The 17,961-nt window shown below is 62.6% G+C and carries 14 protein-coding genes; 5 read left to right on the top strand and 9 right to left on the bottom strand.

Annotation, left to right across the window (positions count from 1 at the left end):
* Positions 1 to 69 precede the first annotated feature (69 nt).
* From ATY75_RS13155 to ATY75_RS13140, 4 genes are read right to left on the bottom strand one after another with little or no spacing between them, the layout of a single operon-like run.
* The gene (locus tag ATY75_RS13155) at positions 70 to 1,689 is read right to left on the bottom strand and encodes a VOC family protein (RefSeq protein WP_190241353.1); all 1,620 of its coding nucleotides are present in this window, start codon (positions 1,687 to 1,689) and stop codon (positions 70 to 72) included.
* A gap of 21 nt (positions 1,690 to 1,710) precedes the next feature.
* On the bottom strand, positions 1,711 to 3,306 hold the full coding sequence (locus ATY75_RS13150) for a response regulator (RefSeq protein ID WP_064836500.1): 1,596 nt from the start codon (positions 3,304 to 3,306) through the stop codon (positions 1,711 to 1,713).
* A gap of 4 nt (positions 3,307 to 3,310) precedes the next feature.
* Positions 3,311 to 3,736, bottom strand: coding sequence for a response regulator (locus ATY75_RS13145; protein WP_085736129.1), 426 nt, complete (start codon positions 3,734 to 3,736; stop codon positions 3,311 to 3,313).
* Entirely contained in the window at positions 3,723 to 5,864 is a 2,142-nt protein-coding gene (locus ATY75_RS13140) for a PAS domain-containing sensor histidine kinase (protein WP_088937885.1), read from the bottom strand. Before ATY75_RS13140 ends, ATY75_RS13145 begins: the two co-directional genes overlap by 14 nt.
* A 193-nt stretch (positions 5,865 to 6,057) precedes the next feature.
* Between ATY75_RS13140 and ATY75_RS13135 the strand changes: the two genes are divergently transcribed.
* From ATY75_RS13135 to ATY75_RS13125, 3 genes are all read left to right on the top strand, one after another.
* On the top strand, positions 6,058 to 6,435 hold the full coding sequence (locus ATY75_RS13135) for a response regulator (RefSeq protein WP_088937884.1): 378 nt from the start codon (positions 6,058 to 6,060) through the stop codon (positions 6,433 to 6,435).
* A 475-nt stretch (positions 6,436 to 6,910) separates the two neighbouring features.
* On the top strand, positions 6,911 to 7,615 hold the full coding sequence (locus ATY75_RS13130; RefSeq protein WP_064836510.1) for a helix-turn-helix transcriptional regulator: 705 nt from the start codon (positions 6,911 to 6,913) through the stop codon (positions 7,613 to 7,615).
* A 31-nt stretch (positions 7,616 to 7,646) separates the two neighbouring features.
* Complete coding sequence (locus tag ATY75_RS13125; RefSeq protein WP_088937883.1) at positions 7,647 to 8,084, top strand: response regulator; 438 nt, start codon at positions 7,647 to 7,649, stop codon at positions 8,082 to 8,084.
* A gap of 21 nt (positions 8,085 to 8,105) precedes the next feature.
* Here the strand turns inward: ATY75_RS13125 and ATY75_RS13120 are convergent, their stop codons facing one another.
* The 4 genes from ATY75_RS13120 to ybaL all read right to left on the bottom strand — a co-directional run bounded on the left by ATY75_RS13120 (position 8,106) and on the right by ybaL (position 13,878).
* A complete protein-coding gene (locus ATY75_RS13120; protein WP_088937882.1) occupies positions 8,106 to 8,816 on the bottom strand; it encodes an ATP-binding protein in 711 nt (236 codons plus the stop codon).
* A 173-nt stretch (positions 8,817 to 8,989) separates the two neighbouring features.
* On the bottom strand, positions 8,990 to 11,539 hold the full coding sequence (gene secD, locus ATY75_RS13115) for a protein translocase subunit SecD (RefSeq protein ID WP_088937881.1): 2,550 nt from the start codon (positions 11,537 to 11,539) through the stop codon (positions 8,990 to 8,992).
* 83 nt (positions 11,540 to 11,622) lie between these two features.
* Positions 11,623 to 12,003 (bottom strand): hypothetical protein, encoded by a 381-nt coding sequence (locus ATY75_RS13110; RefSeq protein ID WP_088937880.1) that lies wholly within the window; start codon positions 12,001 to 12,003, stop codon positions 11,623 to 11,625.
* A 54-nt stretch (positions 12,004 to 12,057) separates the two neighbouring features.
* Entirely contained in the window at positions 12,058 to 13,878 is a 1,821-nt protein-coding gene (gene ybaL, locus ATY75_RS13105; protein WP_088937879.1) for a YbaL family putative K(+) efflux transporter, read from the bottom strand.
* A 34-nt stretch (positions 13,879 to 13,912) separates the two neighbouring features.
* On the opposite strand from ybaL, the gene ATY75_RS13100 reads away from it, so the two are divergent.
* On the top strand, positions 13,913 to 14,212 hold the full coding sequence (locus ATY75_RS13100) for a helix-turn-helix transcriptional regulator (protein ID WP_088937878.1): 300 nt from the start codon (positions 13,913 to 13,915) through the stop codon (positions 14,210 to 14,212).
* Between the two features lie 24 nt (positions 14,213 to 14,236).
* Here ATY75_RS13100 and ATY75_RS13095 read toward each other — a convergent pair whose 3' ends face one another.
* Positions 14,237 to 15,658, bottom strand: coding sequence for a glycosyltransferase family 39 protein (locus ATY75_RS13095; protein ID WP_088937877.1), 1,422 nt, complete (start codon positions 15,656 to 15,658; stop codon positions 14,237 to 14,239).
* Between the two features lie 625 nt (positions 15,659 to 16,283).
* Between ATY75_RS13095 and ATY75_RS13090 the strand changes: the two genes are divergently transcribed.
* A complete protein-coding gene (locus ATY75_RS13090) occupies positions 16,284 to 17,912 on the top strand; it encodes a globin-coupled sensor protein (RefSeq protein WP_088937876.1) in 1,629 nt (542 codons plus the stop codon).
* The last annotated feature ends 49 nt before the right edge of the window (positions 17,913 to 17,961 follow it).

Raw genomic sequence — 17,961 nt, 5'->3', positions numbered from 1 at the left:
CGCTTTCGCTTTTTGTTTTTACGCATGTCGTTGCCGCAAAACCGCGGCACACTTTTGCGCGACATGCTTTTAGCGGTTTTCCTGCAGCAGCCATTTCTGGATGATCGGCACATCGGCATCGCCGAGATCATGGCCGCCGGGAATGACGTCGGAATCGACGGTGGCGCCCGAACTCTTCAGCCGCTCTTCCAGCTCGCTCGCATATTTGCCGTAGGCATCCGTCTTGCCGCTGATGACGAGCAGATCGGTGCCTTTGAGGTCGGCATGCGGGAAGTCGCTGAGCACCGGCATGGAGCGCAGCAGCACCGCCTTGTGCACCAGGTTCGGGTGCAGGTAGAGCAGCGAGTTCAACAGATTGGCGCCGTTGGAATAACCGACATAGACCACCTTCTGCGGGTCGAGCCCATAGGATTTGACGGCGCCCTCGATAAAGGCCGCGAAAGCCTCCGCCTCGGTCTTGATGTCGTTCTGGTCGAAGGAGAAGGGGGTGATGCGCTTGTACCAGCGCGGAAACCCTTCCTCCGTCGCCCGGCCGCGCACGCCGAGCAGCGTCGCACGCGGTGCCGCCTTGTTGAGCAGCGGCATCAGCGTCGTTTCGTTGCCGCCGGAGCCGTGCAGTAGCACGAAGACGCTGCCGTCGGGATCCGGCGGCGTATAGAAGCGATGGACGAAGGGCAGCTCGCGGTAATTGATGCGCGGCTGGCCGGGCATTGCAAATTGCGGCAGCACGACCTTCAGATCGTGGAGATTGGTGATCGCTTCGGGCGGCGCGAACAACTTCGTCCCAAGCGCCGCCTGCTCTTCGTCCACGGTCATGCCCGGCTTGTCGGTGGCCAGTTCTATCAGCGTGCCGCCGGGCTCGCGGGCATAGAGCGAGCGGAAATATTTGCGGTCATGCAGGTTGGTCGGCGATGCGTCGGTGGCCTCAAGGGCCTTGCGCACCGAAAGCAGCGTCTCCTCGTCGGCGGCGCGGAAGGCGACGTGATCGACCGTGCCGGTGCCCGGCGCGCCCGACCAGAAGCCGCGGGCATCGCGCACGTCGATGACGTCGCCGGACTGCGAAACCAGCCTGTCGATCGTGCCGCGATTGGCCAGGAAGCGATAGCCGAAATGGGTCTCGATGAAGCTGCGGCTTTCAGCCGGCTTCTCCGTCAGCATGGTTGCGCCGCGCACGCGCTGGATGGCGTGCTCGGCCGGGATCGAGGCGCCGTCCCAGACCGCCGGCGATGTGAGGTGCTTTGCGCCGGCGAGCTTGAGGATGATGTTGTCGGGGTCCTTCAGCCTCAGCACAGGCTCGCCGAATTCGTCGACCGGTCCTTCCGAGCGCAGGCCGAAGCTCATGGCGCGCGTCAGCCAGTAGCCGATGCTGGCGGGGTCGATCGACAGTGAGATTTCGCTGATCTGGCCGTAGCCGGCCCGGCCCGGCGCGCCGTCTTCCCAGCTGAGGAAGGTGAGGAGGGAACCGGGCGTTCCCACGGCATCGCCGTAAAGGAGATGCAGTTGCGTCACATCCTCGTAGCCGGCCGTCTGCTTGACCAGCCGCATGCCGAGAAATCCGGCGTAAAAATCCACGTTCGCCTGCACCTTGCGGGTGATTGCCGTCACGTGATGTATGCCTGATACCATCGAGAGCTGTCCTGATTGCAGCGGCGTCGTCAGGAGCGCGAGTATGAAAGCTGCGAAGGTCATACCGTTGCCAATGACCATCGCTTAGTTTTGTTCCGCACAAAGAGCAAGCGAATCGCCGCGCTGCAGCAATTCCAAATGGTCGACATATTCGAGCGCCTCTTCGAGTTGCTGCAGGGTCGGCGGCTTGACCATATAGGCGCGCGCACCGAGATTCCTGGCTCGCTGCCGGTCGGTCTCATCGCTTGACGTGCTGAGAATGCAGACGGGAATCTGCTTGAGGCGGATATCGGCGGAAAGCGCACGCAGCACCTCGAAGCCGTCCATGATCGGCATGTTGATGTCGAGTAGCATCAGGTCGATCTGCGGCACATCGGCAATACCGGCGCGCGTCTCCAGCAGCCGCATCGCCTCACGCCCGTTGGTGGCCACATGCAGGTTGAAGTCCACCTTCTCCCGCCGCATCAGCTTGATCTTCAAAAGCTGGATGTCGGCCGGGCTATCCTCCACCAGCAGCACTTCGGCAAGCCTGCCCGCCCCTTCGCCCGGCTGCTCCGCCCCTTTGCCGCTGTGCGGGACGGCCGCTGCGGCGGCCGGCTCCGGCCTCGTCACGGCGAGCGGCACGTCGAGAATGAAGGTGGCGCCCGGGCCATTTTCGGCTTCGCACCAGATCGCGCCGCCATGCAGTTGCGCGATGCGGCGGCAGATGGCAAGGCCGAGCCCGGTGCCCTCGATGCCGCGGCCGACGAGGCGCTTGAACGGCTGGAAGATCAGTTCGCGATGCTGAGGGTCGATGCCGGGCCCATTGTCACGCACGGTGAGCCGGCAGAAATCGCCCTGGGCTTCTCCCGAGATCGTGACCTCCGGAACCGTCTGCTCGCAATAGCGAATGGCATTCGACACGAGGTTCTGCAAGAGCTGGGTCAGCAGCGTCGCGTCGCCCATGACCTCCGGCAGCGCTCCGCGGATGATCACGGCGCCGCGGCTTTCGGTCTGCTGGCGCAGATTGTCCTCCACCTGGTCGAGCACGGCAGAGAGCGAGACCGGCGTGAGTTCCGGCCCGCCGGAGGCCTCGAGGCGGGTGAAGCCGGAGACCTTGACGATCAGGTCTTCCATATGGTCGGCGGCACTCAGCACATAGTCGAGCAGTTCCCGGTCGTCGGCCGGAAGCGCTGCAGAACCGGCCAGGATGCGGCTGAAGGATTTGATCGTCCTGAGCGGCTCCTTCAGATCATGGGCCATGGCGCGCGTGAAGATTTCGAGCGATTGTCGCTTCTGCTCCAGCTGCGCTTCCAGCATGCCGTGCATGATGGCATTCTGGATGCAGCGATGCAGTGTTTCGGGCGACAGCGAATCCTTGGTGAGATAGTCGCGCGCGCCGCTCTTCATCACCTCGACTGCGACGGTTTCACTACCCTGGCCGGTCAGCATGATGACGTTGGCGGCGGGATCGCTCTCCAGGATGTCGGCAAGGACGCCGAGGCCGTTGCGGCCCGGCAGCGAATAGTCGAGCAGGATGCAGTTCGGCCGCTTGCGCCCGTTCAGCGCAAGACCCTCTTCGCCCGTTTCCGCCTCCAGGACGCTATAGGCGGTGCTGGAGACGCGGCTCAATATGCGGCGATAGACCTCGCGATCGTCGATATTGTCGTCGATGATGAGAATGCTGCAGACTTCCGCCAATCTGTCAGTCCTCGAGCGGCAGGATGGCGATTTCGAACCAGTATTCCTTCAGCCGCTGGATCGCCGCGAACAGCCCGTCGAGATCGACCGGCTTCTGCACATAGGTATTGGCCCCGAGCGCATAGCAGCCTTCGATATCGCGCTCATCGTCCGAGGTGGTGAGGATCACCACCGGGATCTTGCGCCATCCGGCGTTCGATTTGATCGCCTCCAGTGTCTTGCGGCCATCAAGGCCCGGCATGTTGAGATCGAGCAGGATCAGCCCCGGTTTCGGCACCATGGCGGCGAGCATGTCGAGCGCTTCCTGGCCGGAGGCGGCCCAGCGGATCGAATTGCGCAGGTTGGTGCGTTTGAAGGCGCGCATCGTTGCTTCGAAATCGTCTTCGCTGTCCTCGACGATCAGGATCGGTTGCGTGTCACGCTGCTGCATTCTGCCCCTCGCGCTTTTTTCCCAAGGTGAAATAGAATGTCGTGCCGGTGCCGACCTCGGATTCCAGCCAGATATCGCCATTGTGCCGCGCGATGATCTTGCGGACGAAGGTGAGGCCGGCTCCGGTGCCGTCGTCGGAATCCTGCGACTTTTCCAGCCGTTTGAAAATGCGGAAAATGTCCTCATGGAATTCCTGGGGTATGCCCTTGCCGTTATCCCTGACGAAAAACACGTTGCGGGCAACCGTGCCATCCTTGCCGACGTACCGCTCGAGATAGCCGATCGACACCAGCGGCGCCGGTTTGTCGTTGTATTTGATTGCATTGGTGATGAGATTGCGGAACACTTCGGTCAGCCGCGGCGCGTCGCAGACGACATCCGGCAACTGGCCGTCGATGACGACCTTGGCATGCCGCTCTTCCAGCAGCAGTTCCATCGTCGCGACGACATCCTTGACGATCAGGCCGATATCGCTGCGTTTGACCGCCAGCTGCTGCCGCCCGAGCCGGGAGAAATAAAGCAGGTCGTTGACGAGTTTTTCCATGCGCTGGCTGAGGCGCACCAGCCGGTTCAACCGGCGCACGCCGTCGTCGTCGAGCTTGTCTTCATAGTCTTCGAGGAGAAAGCGAGAGTGGTTGTGCAGGCCGCGCAGCGGTTCCTTGAGATCATGCGAGGCGATATAGGCGAATTCGTCGAGGTCGTGGTTGCTGCGCTCGAGCTCGGCCGTATAGGCCTCGAGCTGGGCAAGCGTCGTTTTCATCCGCTCTTCCTGCCGGGCACGCTCGCTGATGTCGCGCACGATGCCGACGAAGATCTTCGCGTCGCCGGTGGCGACGGCGCTGATCGAAACGTCGATCGGAAAGACGATGCCGTTCTTGCGTCGTCCGGAGACCATGCGCGTCGTGCCGATGATACGCTCCTCGCCGGTCTTCCGGTAATGGGCGAGATAGCCGTCATGCTCGGAATGGTAGGGTTCGGGCATCAGCATCTTGATATTCCGGCCGATCGTCTCCTGCGGTGAGTACCCGAACATGCTTTCGGCGGCCGGGTTGTAGCTCCGGATCGTTCCACCCCCGTCGATGACGATGACGGCATCGGGCGTGCCGCGCACCAGCGCGCCGAAGCGGACGCGCTCGGTTTCGAGGTTGTGGTTGTTGCGCATGAAATAAAAGACGAGGATGGCGATCAGCCAGAGCGTCGCCGCCGTAATCGTGCGATTGGCGATCTCCTGCCAGAATGCCGCCTCGTCGTGCCGGACGGCGAAGAAGCCGAGCATCAGCAGTACGGTGCAGGCAAAGGCGAAGAAAAGCGGTGCGTTCCGGTTGCCGAACCAGAGCGCCGTCAGCACCAGCGGCACATAGAGAATGCCGTTGGCGACACCGAGCGGCGTATAGAGATCGACGAGAAGCCCGGTGAAGCAGACCGCAGCCGGGATCCAGAGCGGAATCTGCGCCCGGTTTGCCGGCTGCATCCACCAGGAGCGCGCGAGAAGCCCCGAGCCGAAGATCACCATGCCGACCGCCGTATGCAGCGCCATCGCCGCATAAGATCCCCAGCGGTACCCCTGCTCGGCGTCGGTGACATAACTGGCGAGCGCGATCATGCCGAGGGTGATGACGACGTAGCTCGTCAGTTCCTGCACCACCTGGCTTTTCCCCTCGATGTGGAGAGAGAGCAGCAGCGAGAGATTGGCGATCAGGAAGACCAGCGAAGTGTTCGGGCCCATGCCGCCACCGATCTGTGCGATGAAATCCGGCGGAATGACGAACCGGCTGATCAACAGGTCGATATTGTGGAACGTCCGGCCGATGGTGACGATTTCCACGAGCCGGGCCGCGGCGATCGCCGCCGCACATCCCGACATGATCGTTGCGGCGATCAGAAAGCGACGGGCAGCCAGCGTCGAGGCGGCAAGCCCCAGGCCGGACAGCACGAAGCAGAGCGCGGTGTTGAAGGCCATCGACGGAAAGCCGGGAACCAGCGAAATGATCACCTCGATCTGCAGCAGCCAGCCGACAAGGGCGCTCATTCCGAGAAGGAACATCAGGCAGCCGACCGCGATCGCGAAGCCGCGGTAACGCCGCCGGCGCCGCTGATCCTGCAGGTCCACGTTGCCCTTATCCTGCACCCGTCATGTCCTCCTCGGTTCGCGCGGCCATCTTTTCCGAAATCGAGGAATACTCAATAGGCAGGCGAGGGCGGTGCCGCGCTTTTTGCGAAATGATTTTTCGATAAGATGGATCGAATTTTCGCGAAATCGCGATATCGTGAGGTCGAAGGACAACGAGGTTCATTCGAACAATATCCAATCACGGTGCTGAATGCCTACCATAATTTATGTCGACGACAGCAGGGATGATCTCTTCTATCTCGACTATATCCGCAGGAAGCAGCAGATCGATGTCGATCTATTCTGTTTTTCGACCGCCGAGACCGCGCTGGCGGCGCTGGAGCAGCGTGCGGCGGAGGGTTGGGCGCTGCCGGAACTGCTGGTCGCCGATCTCTACATGCCGCTCGACAGCGGCATCGCACTGGTGAGCAGGCTGCGCCTAGACGACCGGTTCAAGGCAATGCGGCTTGCAGTCTGCAGCGGCTCGGACGCTGCCGAGGACCGCGCGCGCTCGCTTGAGGCCGGCGCCGATGCCTATCTGGAAAAGCCGCTTGACCTCGCCAGGATTATTCTCAATCTTGAGATGTAGGAAGTGGCGAAAGCCCGCCGGCCTATTCCCCGTCCTATGTCCCAACCATATGACAAACCGCAATTGACAAGGTCGAGGACGCATCACAAGATGCAACCGAAGCGAAGGAAATGATACGCGAAATAAGCGCTGAGAGAACCGATCGACCCGCGTTCGCCGCCACGAACATCAGCCAACCCCTTAGCTGAATGGGTCTGTCGGCTCTCTCGCGCTTACGTCTGACACTACCTTCCCGCATTCATGGATGTTGAATTCAGGAAGAATACGATACTCAGGTAAGAACTACTGCCCCTCAGTAAAGTCTGCCCGTGCATCACCTGTCGTCGAGATAATTGATGATTTCCGCCTTTGACTATCGAAAGTCCCCGTTTCGATAGTCGTCATCAACCGTCTCGCAATTTTTGTAGCTCTTCGCGTTTAAGACGTATATCCCAAGATTTCGGGATCGGAGGCATCGAGGAGAGGACGAGTGGGAATGAACAACGCCCCGGCAATTCCCTTTCATGCCGGACCGGAGTTGAGCCGGGCGATCAATCGCACCGATTTTTTCCGGCTGCTGAAGTCGGCAGCACAGCACTACAACTTCGACAATTTCACGCTTGCCCGCATTTCCGAGGCTTCGGCACCTTTCGGTGAACGTGATATCGTCATCACCAATGTCGCCGAGCGGCGTGTCGGCCTTTTCATCACGACGTTGAAGGAAGCGCTCGGGACCGTCCGGGCAAAGTCCGCCCAGTTTCTGGCAACGCCGGTTCATGGCCGGAGCGCACGGCCGGAAGATCATCGTTCCGATTTGGTTTTCAACGAGTTCCTGAGCGGCGTCTTTCTGTTCATCCCGCTGTTCACCCCCGAAGGACGGCGTTATTGCCTCGTGCTCAGCGGCGAGCGTCAGGAGCCGGACCAGAGCGAGATCGCCGACATGCTTCTCGACACGATGCGGATTTTCGACAAGCTTTATGAGGAAATCCTGACGCCGGAAATGTCCGGACGGCTGACCCAGCGCGAGCAGGAAATCGTCAAATGGACGAGCGAAGGCAAGACGTCGGCTGAGATCGCCATCATCCTCGGACTTTCCGAGCATACGGTGAATTCGCACATCACCGCGGCCGCGCGCAAACTTGACGCCGTTAACCGCGTTCATATGGTGGCGATCGCGTTGCGGAACGGCCTGGTCACGTGAAGCCGGTTTCGGGATTGAGGAAATTAAGTCGATGACCGCCGAAACTGTGCGAAAAAATGCCGTGAAGGTTCTCTTCGTCGACGACGAATTCATCGAGTTCCGTGCGCTCAAGAAGAAGATCGCCGACCTCTCCGAGCCGGCCGTCGAGGTTGAATATTCCCCGTCGATCGGTGACGCGCTGGAAAAGATCCGCTTGGCGCGTTTCGACCTCATCCTGCTCGACAATCGCCTTTTGCCGAACGCCGATTTCCGCGAAACCGTGCCGGAACTGCGCGGCATCGGCTACACCGGCCCGATCGGCGTCGTCTCGACCGACATATCGGGCGGCTATTTTCAGGAATTCCCGGATTACGGCGTCGATTTCCGCATCGGCAAGGATGAGATCGACGCCCAGACACTGCAGCACATCATCCGCGAATATGTGAATTATGACGTCCCGGATTTCTGGAAGGACGATTACAGCATCTGAAAAGATGCGCGCGTTGTAAGCTCAGGCGACCGGAAGGCGGATGAGGAAGCGGCTGCCGCTTTGATCCGAATGCTCCAGGCTGAGATCGCCGCCAAGCGCTGTCAGAACCTCTCGCGCCGTCGTCAATCCGAGGCCGGCACCCGGCACCGTTCCCGCCTTCGGCAATTTCCAGAACGGCTCGAAGATCCGCTCCCGGTAGGCAGGATCGATGCCCGTCCCATTGTCGGAAACCCGGATGAACCAATCCGCCCCCATTCGCTCCGCCGCGATGGCCACCTGCAGCGGCGCGTCGCCACGATAGGTGAGGGCGTTGGCCAGCAGATGCCGCAGCACCAGGCCGAGTAGGGCCGGGTCGGTCCGGATGGAGGGCAGGCCCCGGCTTTCCAGGGCCGCATCGCGGACCGCGGTTTCGTCTATCAGCTCGCCCCAGATATTTTCGGCCAGCGGCTGCAGATCGACCTCTTCGGGTGTCACCTGCGGTGCTCCGCCGGCAAGGTTCATCAATGCCTTGGTGAGGCGCTGCGCGGTTTGCGCCTTTTCCATGATCATCCGCAGGCTCTGAAGCTGTTCGCCGTCGAGCGTTTCCTGGAGATCGTCGAGCAGCAGCTCGGCATACATGGCGATATGGCGCAGCGGCGATTGCAGGTCGTGCGAGGCGGTGGCGAGAAAACGCTTGATGCGCTCCTCACTGCTATCGTTCTCTTCCGGTCGTCGCGTCGGGTTTGATGGCATCTGGCGGTTCCCCCGATCTCTGCTACAGCGCCGCGCTTCTTTCTCAGACGCGCCAACGACGCTGTAATCCTTTGAATCGCTGCAGGATTTTATCTCTGCAGTCATCGACAATAGAAAGAGGGCGCCGGCTCTGCAACCGGCGCCCTGTTCAAGCATGCGTCAACACGCGGATTTTAGCTCGCCGACTTGCGCGGGCGACCCTGTTCCGGCGGGATGATTTCGACGGCGCCATCGGTTGCCGATGCCGCCTTGGCGTGGCGGCGGCGCCAGTCGCCGAGGAAGAGCAGGATGGGTGCCGCGATGAAGATCGACGAGGCGCCGGCCACGAGAATGCCGAAGACCATCGGGATTGCAAAGCTCGACACCGCGCTGCCGCCCCAGATCGCCATCGGCACCAGGGCGAGGAAGGCGGTCGCATTGGTGTAGAGGCTTCGCGCCAGGGTCTCGTTGATCGACTTGTCGATGATTTCGCGCAGCGGCATCGACTTATAGAGCCGCATGTTTTCGCGCATGCGGTCATAGACGACGACCTTGTCGTTCACCGAGTAACCGACGAGCGTCAGAATGGCGGCGATGGCCGTCAGGTTGAAGTCGAGGCCGGTGATCGCGAAGAAGCCGATCGCCTTGGTGACGTCGAGCACCAGCGTGACGATGGCTCCGACGGCAAACGGCCATTCGAACCGCACCCAGATATAGATCAGCATCGCCAGGCTGGCGATCACCACCGACAGAATGCCGGCCGAAGCAAGCTCGCCGCTGACCTTCGGGCCGATGACGTCGGTGCCTTCGACGGTAGCGGTTGGATCGATCTTGGCGACTTCGGCCTTCAGCTTGGTCACTGCCGCGGTTTGCGCCTCTTCGCCGCCTTCCTGCCGCTGGGCGCGAACGAGAATGCTGCTTTTGTCGCCGAAGGACTGCAGGGTGATTTCGCCGAGGCCGAGACTATCAAGACCTTCGCGGAACTTCGCAAGATCGGCCACCCCTTGGGTCTTGACGGACATCTGGATGCCGCCGCGGAAATCGACGCCGTAGTTGAGGCCGGGATGAATGAAGAGCACGACGGAGGCGATCGAAAGCAGCGCCGAAACGGTGACGCCGAAGAAGCGCGCCTTCATGAACTCGATGTGCTTGTCATAGGGGCTGAACGGGATCAATGGCCGGATGTTCAGCACCTTGAACTTGCGGCGGCGGGTGATCTCGATCATGGCAACGCGCACGAAGGCGACGGAGGTGAACATCGAGATGATCAGGCCGAGCGCCATGGTCACGGCAAAGCCGCGAACCGGTCCGGAGCCGAAGAAGAACAGGATGGCCGCAGCGATCAGGGCGGTCATGTTGCCGTCGATGATGGTCGAATAGGCACGATTGAAGCCCGTATCGATGGCGGCAAAGGCGCCCTTGCCCTTGCGGGTCTCTTCACGAATACGCTCGTTGATGAGGACGTTCGCATCGACCGCAAGGCCGATGCCGAGAACGACACCGGCAATACCCGGCAGCGTCAGCGTCGCACCGACCAGCGTCAGCGCCGAGAAGGTCAGGATCGTGTGGATCAGCAGCGCCACATTCGCCAGGATGCCCCAGGTGCCGTAGAGCACGAAGATGAAGAGCGCGACGAGGGCAAAGCCGACGACGCCGGAATAAATGCCCATCTTGATGGCGTCGGCGCCAAGGTCGGCGCCGACGGTGCGTTCCTCGATGACGGTCAGCTTGGCAGGGAGGGCGCCGGCGCGCAGCATGGCGGCAAGCGTCGTGGCGCTGTCGGCCGTGAAGCTGCCGGAGATCTGGCCGGAGCCGCCGGTGATCGGCTCGCGGATATTGGGTGCGCTCAGCACCTTGTCGTCGAGGACGATGGCAAAGGGATTGCCGACATTCTGGCGGGTGATTTCGGCAAAGCGGCTGGCGCCGGCGCTGTCGAAGCGGAAGCTCACGATCGGCTCATGCGTGTTCTGATCGAAGCTGACGCGGGCATCCGAAAGCCGGTCGCCGGAGAGTTCGACACGGTCGAGAACAGCATAGGACCGGCCTTCATCGTCCTGCATCATGGTGATGCCCGGGCCGGGCTGGTTGTTCGGCGCCACCATGTGGAACGACATCTTGGCCGTGGAGCCGAGAAGTTGGCGCAGCCGCGTCGGATCCTGTGCGCCGGGCAACTGGACGAGCACGCGGTTGGCGCCGATGCGCTGGATCGTCGGCTCGGAGACGCCGACCTGGTCGACGCGCTGGCGGATGACTTCCAGGCTCTGCTGGACGGCATTGTCGACATTGGCGGAGATGCCGGCCTTGGAGAAGCCGACGGTGATGGTCGCTCCGTTGGCCGTGACATCAAGATCCGCCTGGCCGGCGCTGAGGCCGGTGCTGATCGGGTTGGCGAGCGTCTTGAGGTCGGTGACGGCGGCATCGCTCTGCGTGGCATCGGCGAGCGTCACGACGATCTGGTTCTGGCTGCGGACGACGGCCTTCGGCTGGATTCCTTTTTCGCGCAGCACGCGGCGCGCGTCCTGAAGGAGCGACTGCAGCCGCTCCTTGGTCAGATCGGCTTCGTCGACTTCCAGAACGAGATGCGAGCCGCCGCGAAGGTCGAGACCGAGCGACACTTGTTCATGCGGCAGCCATGCCGGCACGCGCTGAAGGACGGATTGCGGCAGGGCGTTCGGCAGAGCGATCAATAGGCCGAGTACGATGATCACCGAATAGGTGAACACCAGCCATGGTGAAGTACGCATGTTGTATTCCTTAGATAATCGGGGGCCGGCGCGCAGGCGCTGGCGGCATGTCGTCAGATGTCGGAAGCGCCTTGGCGCAAACGTCAGGCAGCAGCCGGCGGTGCGCGCGGCTGATGGGTCCTGGAGACCGCGGCATGAAGCGGCGCTTCAAATGCCGGAAAGGCGGCTGAAATGGTCCAGCCGGCGAAATCGAGGGTCGGGGCAGCGGCAAGAGCCGGCGATCCGCCGTCATAGGCTGCCTGCTTCGGCGCAAGCCTGCGCTCGCTGGAAAGCACGCCGCGCACGGCATCGCGCGCGGTCAGCTGCGGCGGTTGCGGATCCCGGCCGGAGGAGGAAAGCGTATTGACGGCGGCGGCCGGCGAGATCACCAGGTTGCCGCCGAACAGCAGGCCGATATAGGCAAGGATGGCGACGAGGAGGGAGGCGGCGACACGGTTCGTCAGACGGTGCTGCTCCAGCTCCATCTTCTCCGTCCCGGCGATGTCACTCCCGTATCGGCTCAAAAGCGCGCCAATCTCTCATTGTCTTTGCGGCGGAGGCTCATCCGTCGAAATAAGTGTATCAGGCCCATGCCCCTCTTCATAGGGCACACCCTCATGATGCACTTGGGCGAGCCGGTCAACCATACCCAGCGCAATTTCACGCTCGCCCATGATGACGGTGTCGGCGCCATATTGCTTCAATTCGTCGACTTCGGCATCGGAATGGGCGCGCGCGACGATGAGGATCGACGGATTGACGCTGCGCGCCTGCTCGGCGATGCGGCAGGCCTCGAAGGCGTTCGGGATGGCGATGGCAAGGCTGCGGGCGCCGGAGAGATTGGCAAGATCGAGCGTTTCCCTCGCCACTGCATTGCCCATGAACGTCTCGATGCCTAGCGCCTTCAGTTCGCCGATACGCTTGTCGGAATCCTCGATGACCAGGAACGGCGTGCCTGATGATTTGAGGTTCTGCCCGACGATCCGGCCGACCCGGCCGTAACCGATGAGAATGGCATGGCCGCTGAGGGCGGTCGGATGCACGTCGTCATCCTCAGGCGTCGCCGTCTCCTGGGCGATGGTCGCATCGGCGGAGGGCGCAGCGGGCTCGGCTGCGCTTTCCTCGCGCTTGCTTTCGAAAAACGGCCGCATGCGGTCGCAGAGGAAAAACAGCAGCGGATTGAGGATGATCGAGATGATGGCGCCGGCAAGGATCAGATCGCGGCCTTCCTCCGGCAGCAGTCCGAGTTCGACCCCGAGGGCGGCGAGGATGAAGGAGAATTCACCGATCTGGCCGAGGCTGGCCGAAATCGTCAGCGCCGTCCCGAGCGGCTTCTTGAAGGCGAGCACGATCAGCAGGGCGGCGACGGATTTGCCGATGACGATGATGAAGATGGTGGCGAGGATCAGCAGCGGCTTGTCGATCAGGATGTTCGGATCGAACAGCATGCCGACCGAGACGAAGAACAGCACGGCGAAGGCGTCGCGCAGCGGCAGGCTTTCCTGGGCGGCGCGATGGCTGAGCTCGCTTTCGGCAAGCACCATGCCGGCAAAAAAGGCGCCGAGCGCCAGCGACACGCCGAAGAGCTTGGCCGCCCCGAAGGCGACGCCGAGCGCGATCGCCAGCACGCCGAGCCGGAAGAGTTCGCGCGATCCGGTATGGGCGATGCGATGCATCGTCCAGGGAATGAGCTTGCGGCCGAAGACCAGCATCAGCGCCACGAACAGCGCCACCTTCACCAGCGTCATGGCGATCATGCCGCCGATGCCGAGATCGAGGCCGAACAACCGGTTCAAGCCGGCCGAGAGCGGCTCGACAGGCGCGTGCCCCTCACCGCCGATGCTGGCTGCGGCCGGGATCAGCACCAGCGCCAGCACCATGGCGAGATCCTCGACGATCAGCCAGCCGACGGCGATGCGGCCGCGCTCCGTCTCGACGAGGCGCCGCTCCTGCAGCGCCTTCAACAGCACCACGGTGGAAGCGACCGAAAGCGCCAGGCCGAACACCAGGCTGCCACCGGTCGGCCAGCCCAGGAAGGCGCCGAGCCCCCAGCCGAGCAGGGTCGCAAAGGCGATCTGCGCGATCGCGCCGGGCACGGCGATGCCGCGCACCGACAGCAGGTCTTTCAGCGAGAAGTGCAGCCCGACGCCGAACATCAGCAGGATGACGCCGATTTCGGCAAGCTCCGGCGCCAGGCTCTGATCCGCTACATAACCCGGCGTATGCGGTCCCACCAGCACGCCGGCAATCAGATAGCCCACCAGCGGCGGCATGCGCAGCCGATGGGCAAACGCGCCGAAGATGAAAGCCAGCACGAGGCCGCCGACGATTGTCGAAATCAAGGGCGTATCGTGCGGCATTGCTGTCTCCCGATCTGGAAATCCTGTTTGTAATATGACATATATGGTCTATGTCGACCAATATGGGCAAGTTGTAATCATGGGTCAAGGCGCAAGGGAAACAATTCTGACACCGGCTCTCTGCCGGGCGGCGCGCGGCCTGCTCGACTGGACCCAGACCGATCTTGCCGAAAGGGCTGCCGTCTCGCGCAGCACCATCCGCGATTATGAGGGACGTCACCACGACATCCACCGCGCGACCGAGGCGCAGCTGCGCCTCGCCTTCGAGGACGGCGGCGTCAGATTCGTCGAGATCGAAGGGGCAGGCACCGGCCTCTGCCTGCCCACGGCATAATTCCTTAGATCGGAATTGATTGGCTCAAGGCGCCAGGCAGGCGGCGGAGACCCGGTAGACCGACAGCGACTTGCCCCGGTAATAGCCTTCCGTCGGCTGCCAGGTCTTCAGCACCTCGGGCGTCTCGGCGGCGCAGGTGAGGGACCCGTCCGTCAGGAAAAGAACCTTGCCGGTGACGTCGGCGGGCAGGGCGAATTCCTGTTCGTAATAGCTCTCGGGAAGGCCGGCGGGCGCCCGCGCATAGATCCTGTAGGATGCATCGCGCAGCGTATAGAAAAGATCGGCGACCATGTCGCGATTGTCGGTGACGATGATGTCGGTGCCGGCCTGAGCGGCGAGTGCGGCGGCCTCGCGGCTGACCTCGGCGCGGCCGAGATAGCGCTTCATCAACTCGTCGCCATTCGGCAGCAGCAATTGGTGCGGAAAGATCGTCGCAAGCGGAAAGAGCAGGCTGGCGATGCCGTTGATGGCGAGCGACAGCCTCAAGCCTTTCGGCCACATCCGATAAAGCAGCCAGACGGCCAGGATGGTGCCGGCGACATAGGCGGTCACGGCCCAGTTGGCATAGGCCTTGGCGACCGTTGCCTGCAGCGTGATCAGCACCACCACCGGCATCGACAGCCAGACCAGCATCTTTTCGCGGTCGTCGCTCCTGCCGCTGATCATGCGATAGACCGCCCAGAGCATGGCAAAGAAGATGATCGGCCCGACGACGCCGAATTGGGCGGAGAAGAATTCAAGTCCGCGACGGAGATTGATGCCGAGGTCGCTCCAATGGGCGATGTCCTGCGTATGCCGCACCGTCGTATTGTTGTGCTGCAGGTTCCACCAGAGGTTCGGCAGGGCGACGACCGCCGCGACCGCAACCGCGATGATGAAATCCCGGATGGCGATGCGCGCCGCCGGAATGAGGAGGAGGGCAAGCGCGCCGCCGGGAACCACGAACAGCACGGCATATTTCGTCAGGAAGGCGAGGCCGACGCCGAGGCCCATGACCAGCGCCAGCCCGACCGAGCGCCGCTGCGTCAGGCCGAAATAGGCAAGCAAGGTGATGGCGATGAAAAACAGCAGGATCACGTCGGTCGAGAAAAACACCGAGGAAAGCGCGACACCCGGGAGGGTAATATAGGTGGCGCCCGTCCCGCCTTCGATCTCCGGCCCGGCGAAGCGCTTTGCGACCTTCATCAAAACCAGTGCCGCCGCCATGTGGATCAGCGGTCCGGAGAGCCTGATCCAGTAGATGGCGTTGGAGCCGGAAAGCTCGGTCACTCCACGGATCACCCACGCGATCATCGGCGGCTTGGAATAATAGCCGAGATCGAGATTCTGCGCCCAGAACCAGTACTGCGCCTCATCGACGAAAAGGTCCGTCCGATCGAAAGCTAGCGTGACGACGCGCCAGAGCGTGAAGCCGAGAACGATGAGGAGACCAGATCTGGGGGACATGAACCAAGTGTTCCGCTGACATGAAAGGCGCCAGTGCGATACACCATAGGTGCCGGACTGCCAACGGGCAGGGACGGGTTTTAGAAAACCCGCAGCGCGCGGATATCGCGGTTTGCAGCCAGAAAATCGAGGCGGGCGACGGCGGCAAGCAGCGTCATTGCAATCAAGCAGGCACCCAATCCGAGAACAATCATTGCTCTGTCCTTGTCGACGTCATGTCTTGGTTATCGACCGGCCTATAACACGGAGCTTGCGTGTGCCTTGTAGCAGCCGTGCAACTCCGCCGCAGTATTTGCTGCGAACGGCCTTGAATTGCGTCAAAAGCCGGCACTGCGAAGGGCTTATTAACCTTCAAGCAAGGAATTAACCATAAACATTGGTTTACACGTCGGAATGGGAAGATGCACTCGTTCCCACCAGGCATGACGCCGTCCCGCCGTACCGGGTTGATCCGGTATCCATCACTTCAGACAGCTCCGAGATATAGCTGATCAGGGGGCTTCGACCCGCCGGTTGTCACCGGTGGCGAGGACCGTCTCCAGGCTTGCGTTCACCGGATGCTGCAAAAGTTTTTAACCAGGCATTCGCCTGGGCAGTGGGTCGGGGACAGGCGTTGAGGCAGGACATGCCATCAGATCAGGCTCGTGGAGCGCAGGCAGGCAGCTTGCGCGACCGCCTGCGCTTTGCCGGTCTCGATGCCGACCAGTGCGAGCTCGTGCGCCGCAACCGGCCGGCCCTCGAAGCGCATCTGAAGGCAGGTCTGCGCGATCTCTTCCACAGGTTCCAGTCATTCCCGGACGCGGCGCGCAATTTCGACAGCGAGCGCCAGGTCGAGCGCCTGCATGATCTGCAGTCCTCGCATTGGGACGTGCTGACGGATGCGCGGTTCGACAGCCTCTATGCCGAACGCGTCAAGGTTCTTTCCGACACCGAAAGCAAGATCGGCCTCGACCCGCGCTGGCATGTGGCCGGCCATGGCGTCATGCTGGAGCATGTCGTTTCCGGTCTCGCCGAGGAAATTGCCGGCCGTCCCCTGCTGCCGTCGGCCAAGCGCCGGACCCGCGAAATCTCCGATCTGATGACCGCGATCATCCGCATCGTCATGGTCGATGTGGAAATCGCCGTCTCGCTGCGCTTCAACGCCCAGCGCGCCGCTCAGAGCCGCGCGCTCGCCGAACAGCGCGCCGATAACGAGGCCGAGATCGCCCGGATCTTCGGCGATGTCGTCGAAGGCCTTTCCGCCCGCGACCTGACGCGGCGCGCGCCCGTCGATGGCGCCCATGCCGAGATCGCCGCCGCGCTGAACGGCGCACTGGATGGCCTCCAGGCCGAATTCACCGCCATTACCGAACGTACGCTGAAGGCCGAAGCGGCGACGGGTTCGCTTGCCGGCCTGTCGCGGCAGTTCGCCGGCACCGCCTCCGGCCAGGCCGACCGGCTGCAGCTTTCCGCCGCCGCCCTTGCCGGCATCGCCGGCAGTGTGCGCGACGGCGCTGCCGACAGCCGCGCCGCCGAACAGGCCGCCGCCTCGACGCGCGCCGCCGTCGAGGAAAGCGGCGAGGTCGTCGGCCGCGCGATCAGCGCCATGGCCGATATCGAGCAGTCGGCCGAAAAGATCGGCCAGATCATCGGCGCGATCGACGAGATCGCCTTCCAGACCAATCTCCTGGCGCTGAACGCCGGCATCGAGGCCGCCCGCGCCGGCGACTCCGGCCGCGGTTTTGCCGTCGTCGCCCAGGAGGTCCGCGCACTGGCCCAGCGTTCGGCGGAAGCAGCCCGCGAGATCAAGACGCTGGTGACGACGACCAAGGCCCAGGTCGATGCCGGCGTGCAGATGGTCGGCCGCACACAGGATTCGATCGGCAGCATCGTGCGCCAGGTCACCGACATCAATGCCGCCATTTCAGGCATCGCCACCCGGACCGGCGAACATGCCGCCAGCCTCGACAGCGTGACGTCGGACGTCAGGGGCCTGGGCGGCGAGGTGGCGGATAGCGCCAGCCTTGCCGAGCGCTCGGCCGAAGGCGCCGACCACCTCCACACCGTCATTCTCGAGCTCGGCCAGACGATACGCGAATTCCGCATCGCCCGGGAAAACGCCAATGCCGGGCGCCCGGCACCGGTTCGCGTGACGCCGCCGCGCCCCATCGAAGCCGCCGCCCGACCGGCTGTCGTTGAAGACGAATATGAAAATGGTGATTTTAGCCTTCCGCGGCCCTTCGCAAGCGTCGGAGGTGGGCGGAATGTTTACTAACCTATCGGATGATTGCCGCAGCTCGTCTTCTCGAGCCGGGGACAAGGGG

The sequence above is a fragment of the Rhizobium sp. N122 genome, assembly GCF_002211295.1.
GTDB lineage: Bacteria > Pseudomonadota > Alphaproteobacteria > Rhizobiales > Rhizobiaceae > Rhizobium.
This window is presented reverse-complemented; position numbering and strand designations above follow the sequence as displayed.

Coding starts and splice junctions, on each gene's coding strand:
- secD (WP_088937881.1), bottom strand. CDS start 11,539: ATGCGTACTTCACCATGGCTGGTGTTCACCTATTCGGTGATCATCGTA.
- ATY75_RS13110 (WP_088937880.1), bottom strand. CDS start 12,003: ATGGAGCTGGAGCAGCACCGTCTGACGAACCGTGTCGCCGCCTCCCTC.
- ATY75_RS13100 (WP_088937878.1), top strand. CDS start 13,913: ATGACATATATGGTCTATGTCGACCAATATGGGCAAGTTGTAATCATG.
- ATY75_RS13130 (WP_064836510.1), top strand. CDS start 6,911: ATGAACAACGCCCCGGCAATTCCCTTTCATGCCGGACCGGAGTTGAGC.
- ybaL (WP_088937879.1), bottom strand. CDS start 13,878: ATGCCGCACGATACGCCCTTGATTTCGACAATCGTCGGCGGCCTCGTG.
- ATY75_RS13155 (WP_190241353.1), bottom strand. CDS start 1,689: ATGACCTTCGCAGCTTTCATACTCGCGCTCCTGACGACGCCGCTGCAA.
- ATY75_RS13090 (WP_088937876.1), top strand. CDS start 16,284: ATGCCATCAGATCAGGCTCGTGGAGCGCAGGCAGGCAGCTTGCGCGAC.
- ATY75_RS13120 (WP_088937882.1), bottom strand. CDS start 8,816: ATGCCATCAAACCCGACGCGACGACCGGAAGAGAACGATAGCAGTGAG.
- ATY75_RS13125 (WP_088937883.1), top strand. CDS start 7,647: ATGACCGCCGAAACTGTGCGAAAAAATGCCGTGAAGGTTCTCTTCGTC.
- ATY75_RS13145 (WP_085736129.1), bottom strand. CDS start 3,736: ATGCAGCAGCGTGACACGCAACCGATCCTGATCGTCGAGGACAGCGAA.
- ATY75_RS13095 (WP_088937877.1), bottom strand. CDS start 15,658: ATGTCCCCCAGATCTGGTCTCCTCATCGTTCTCGGCTTCACGCTCTGG.
- ATY75_RS13135 (WP_088937884.1), top strand. CDS start 6,058: ATGCCTACCATAATTTATGTCGACGACAGCAGGGATGATCTCTTCTAT.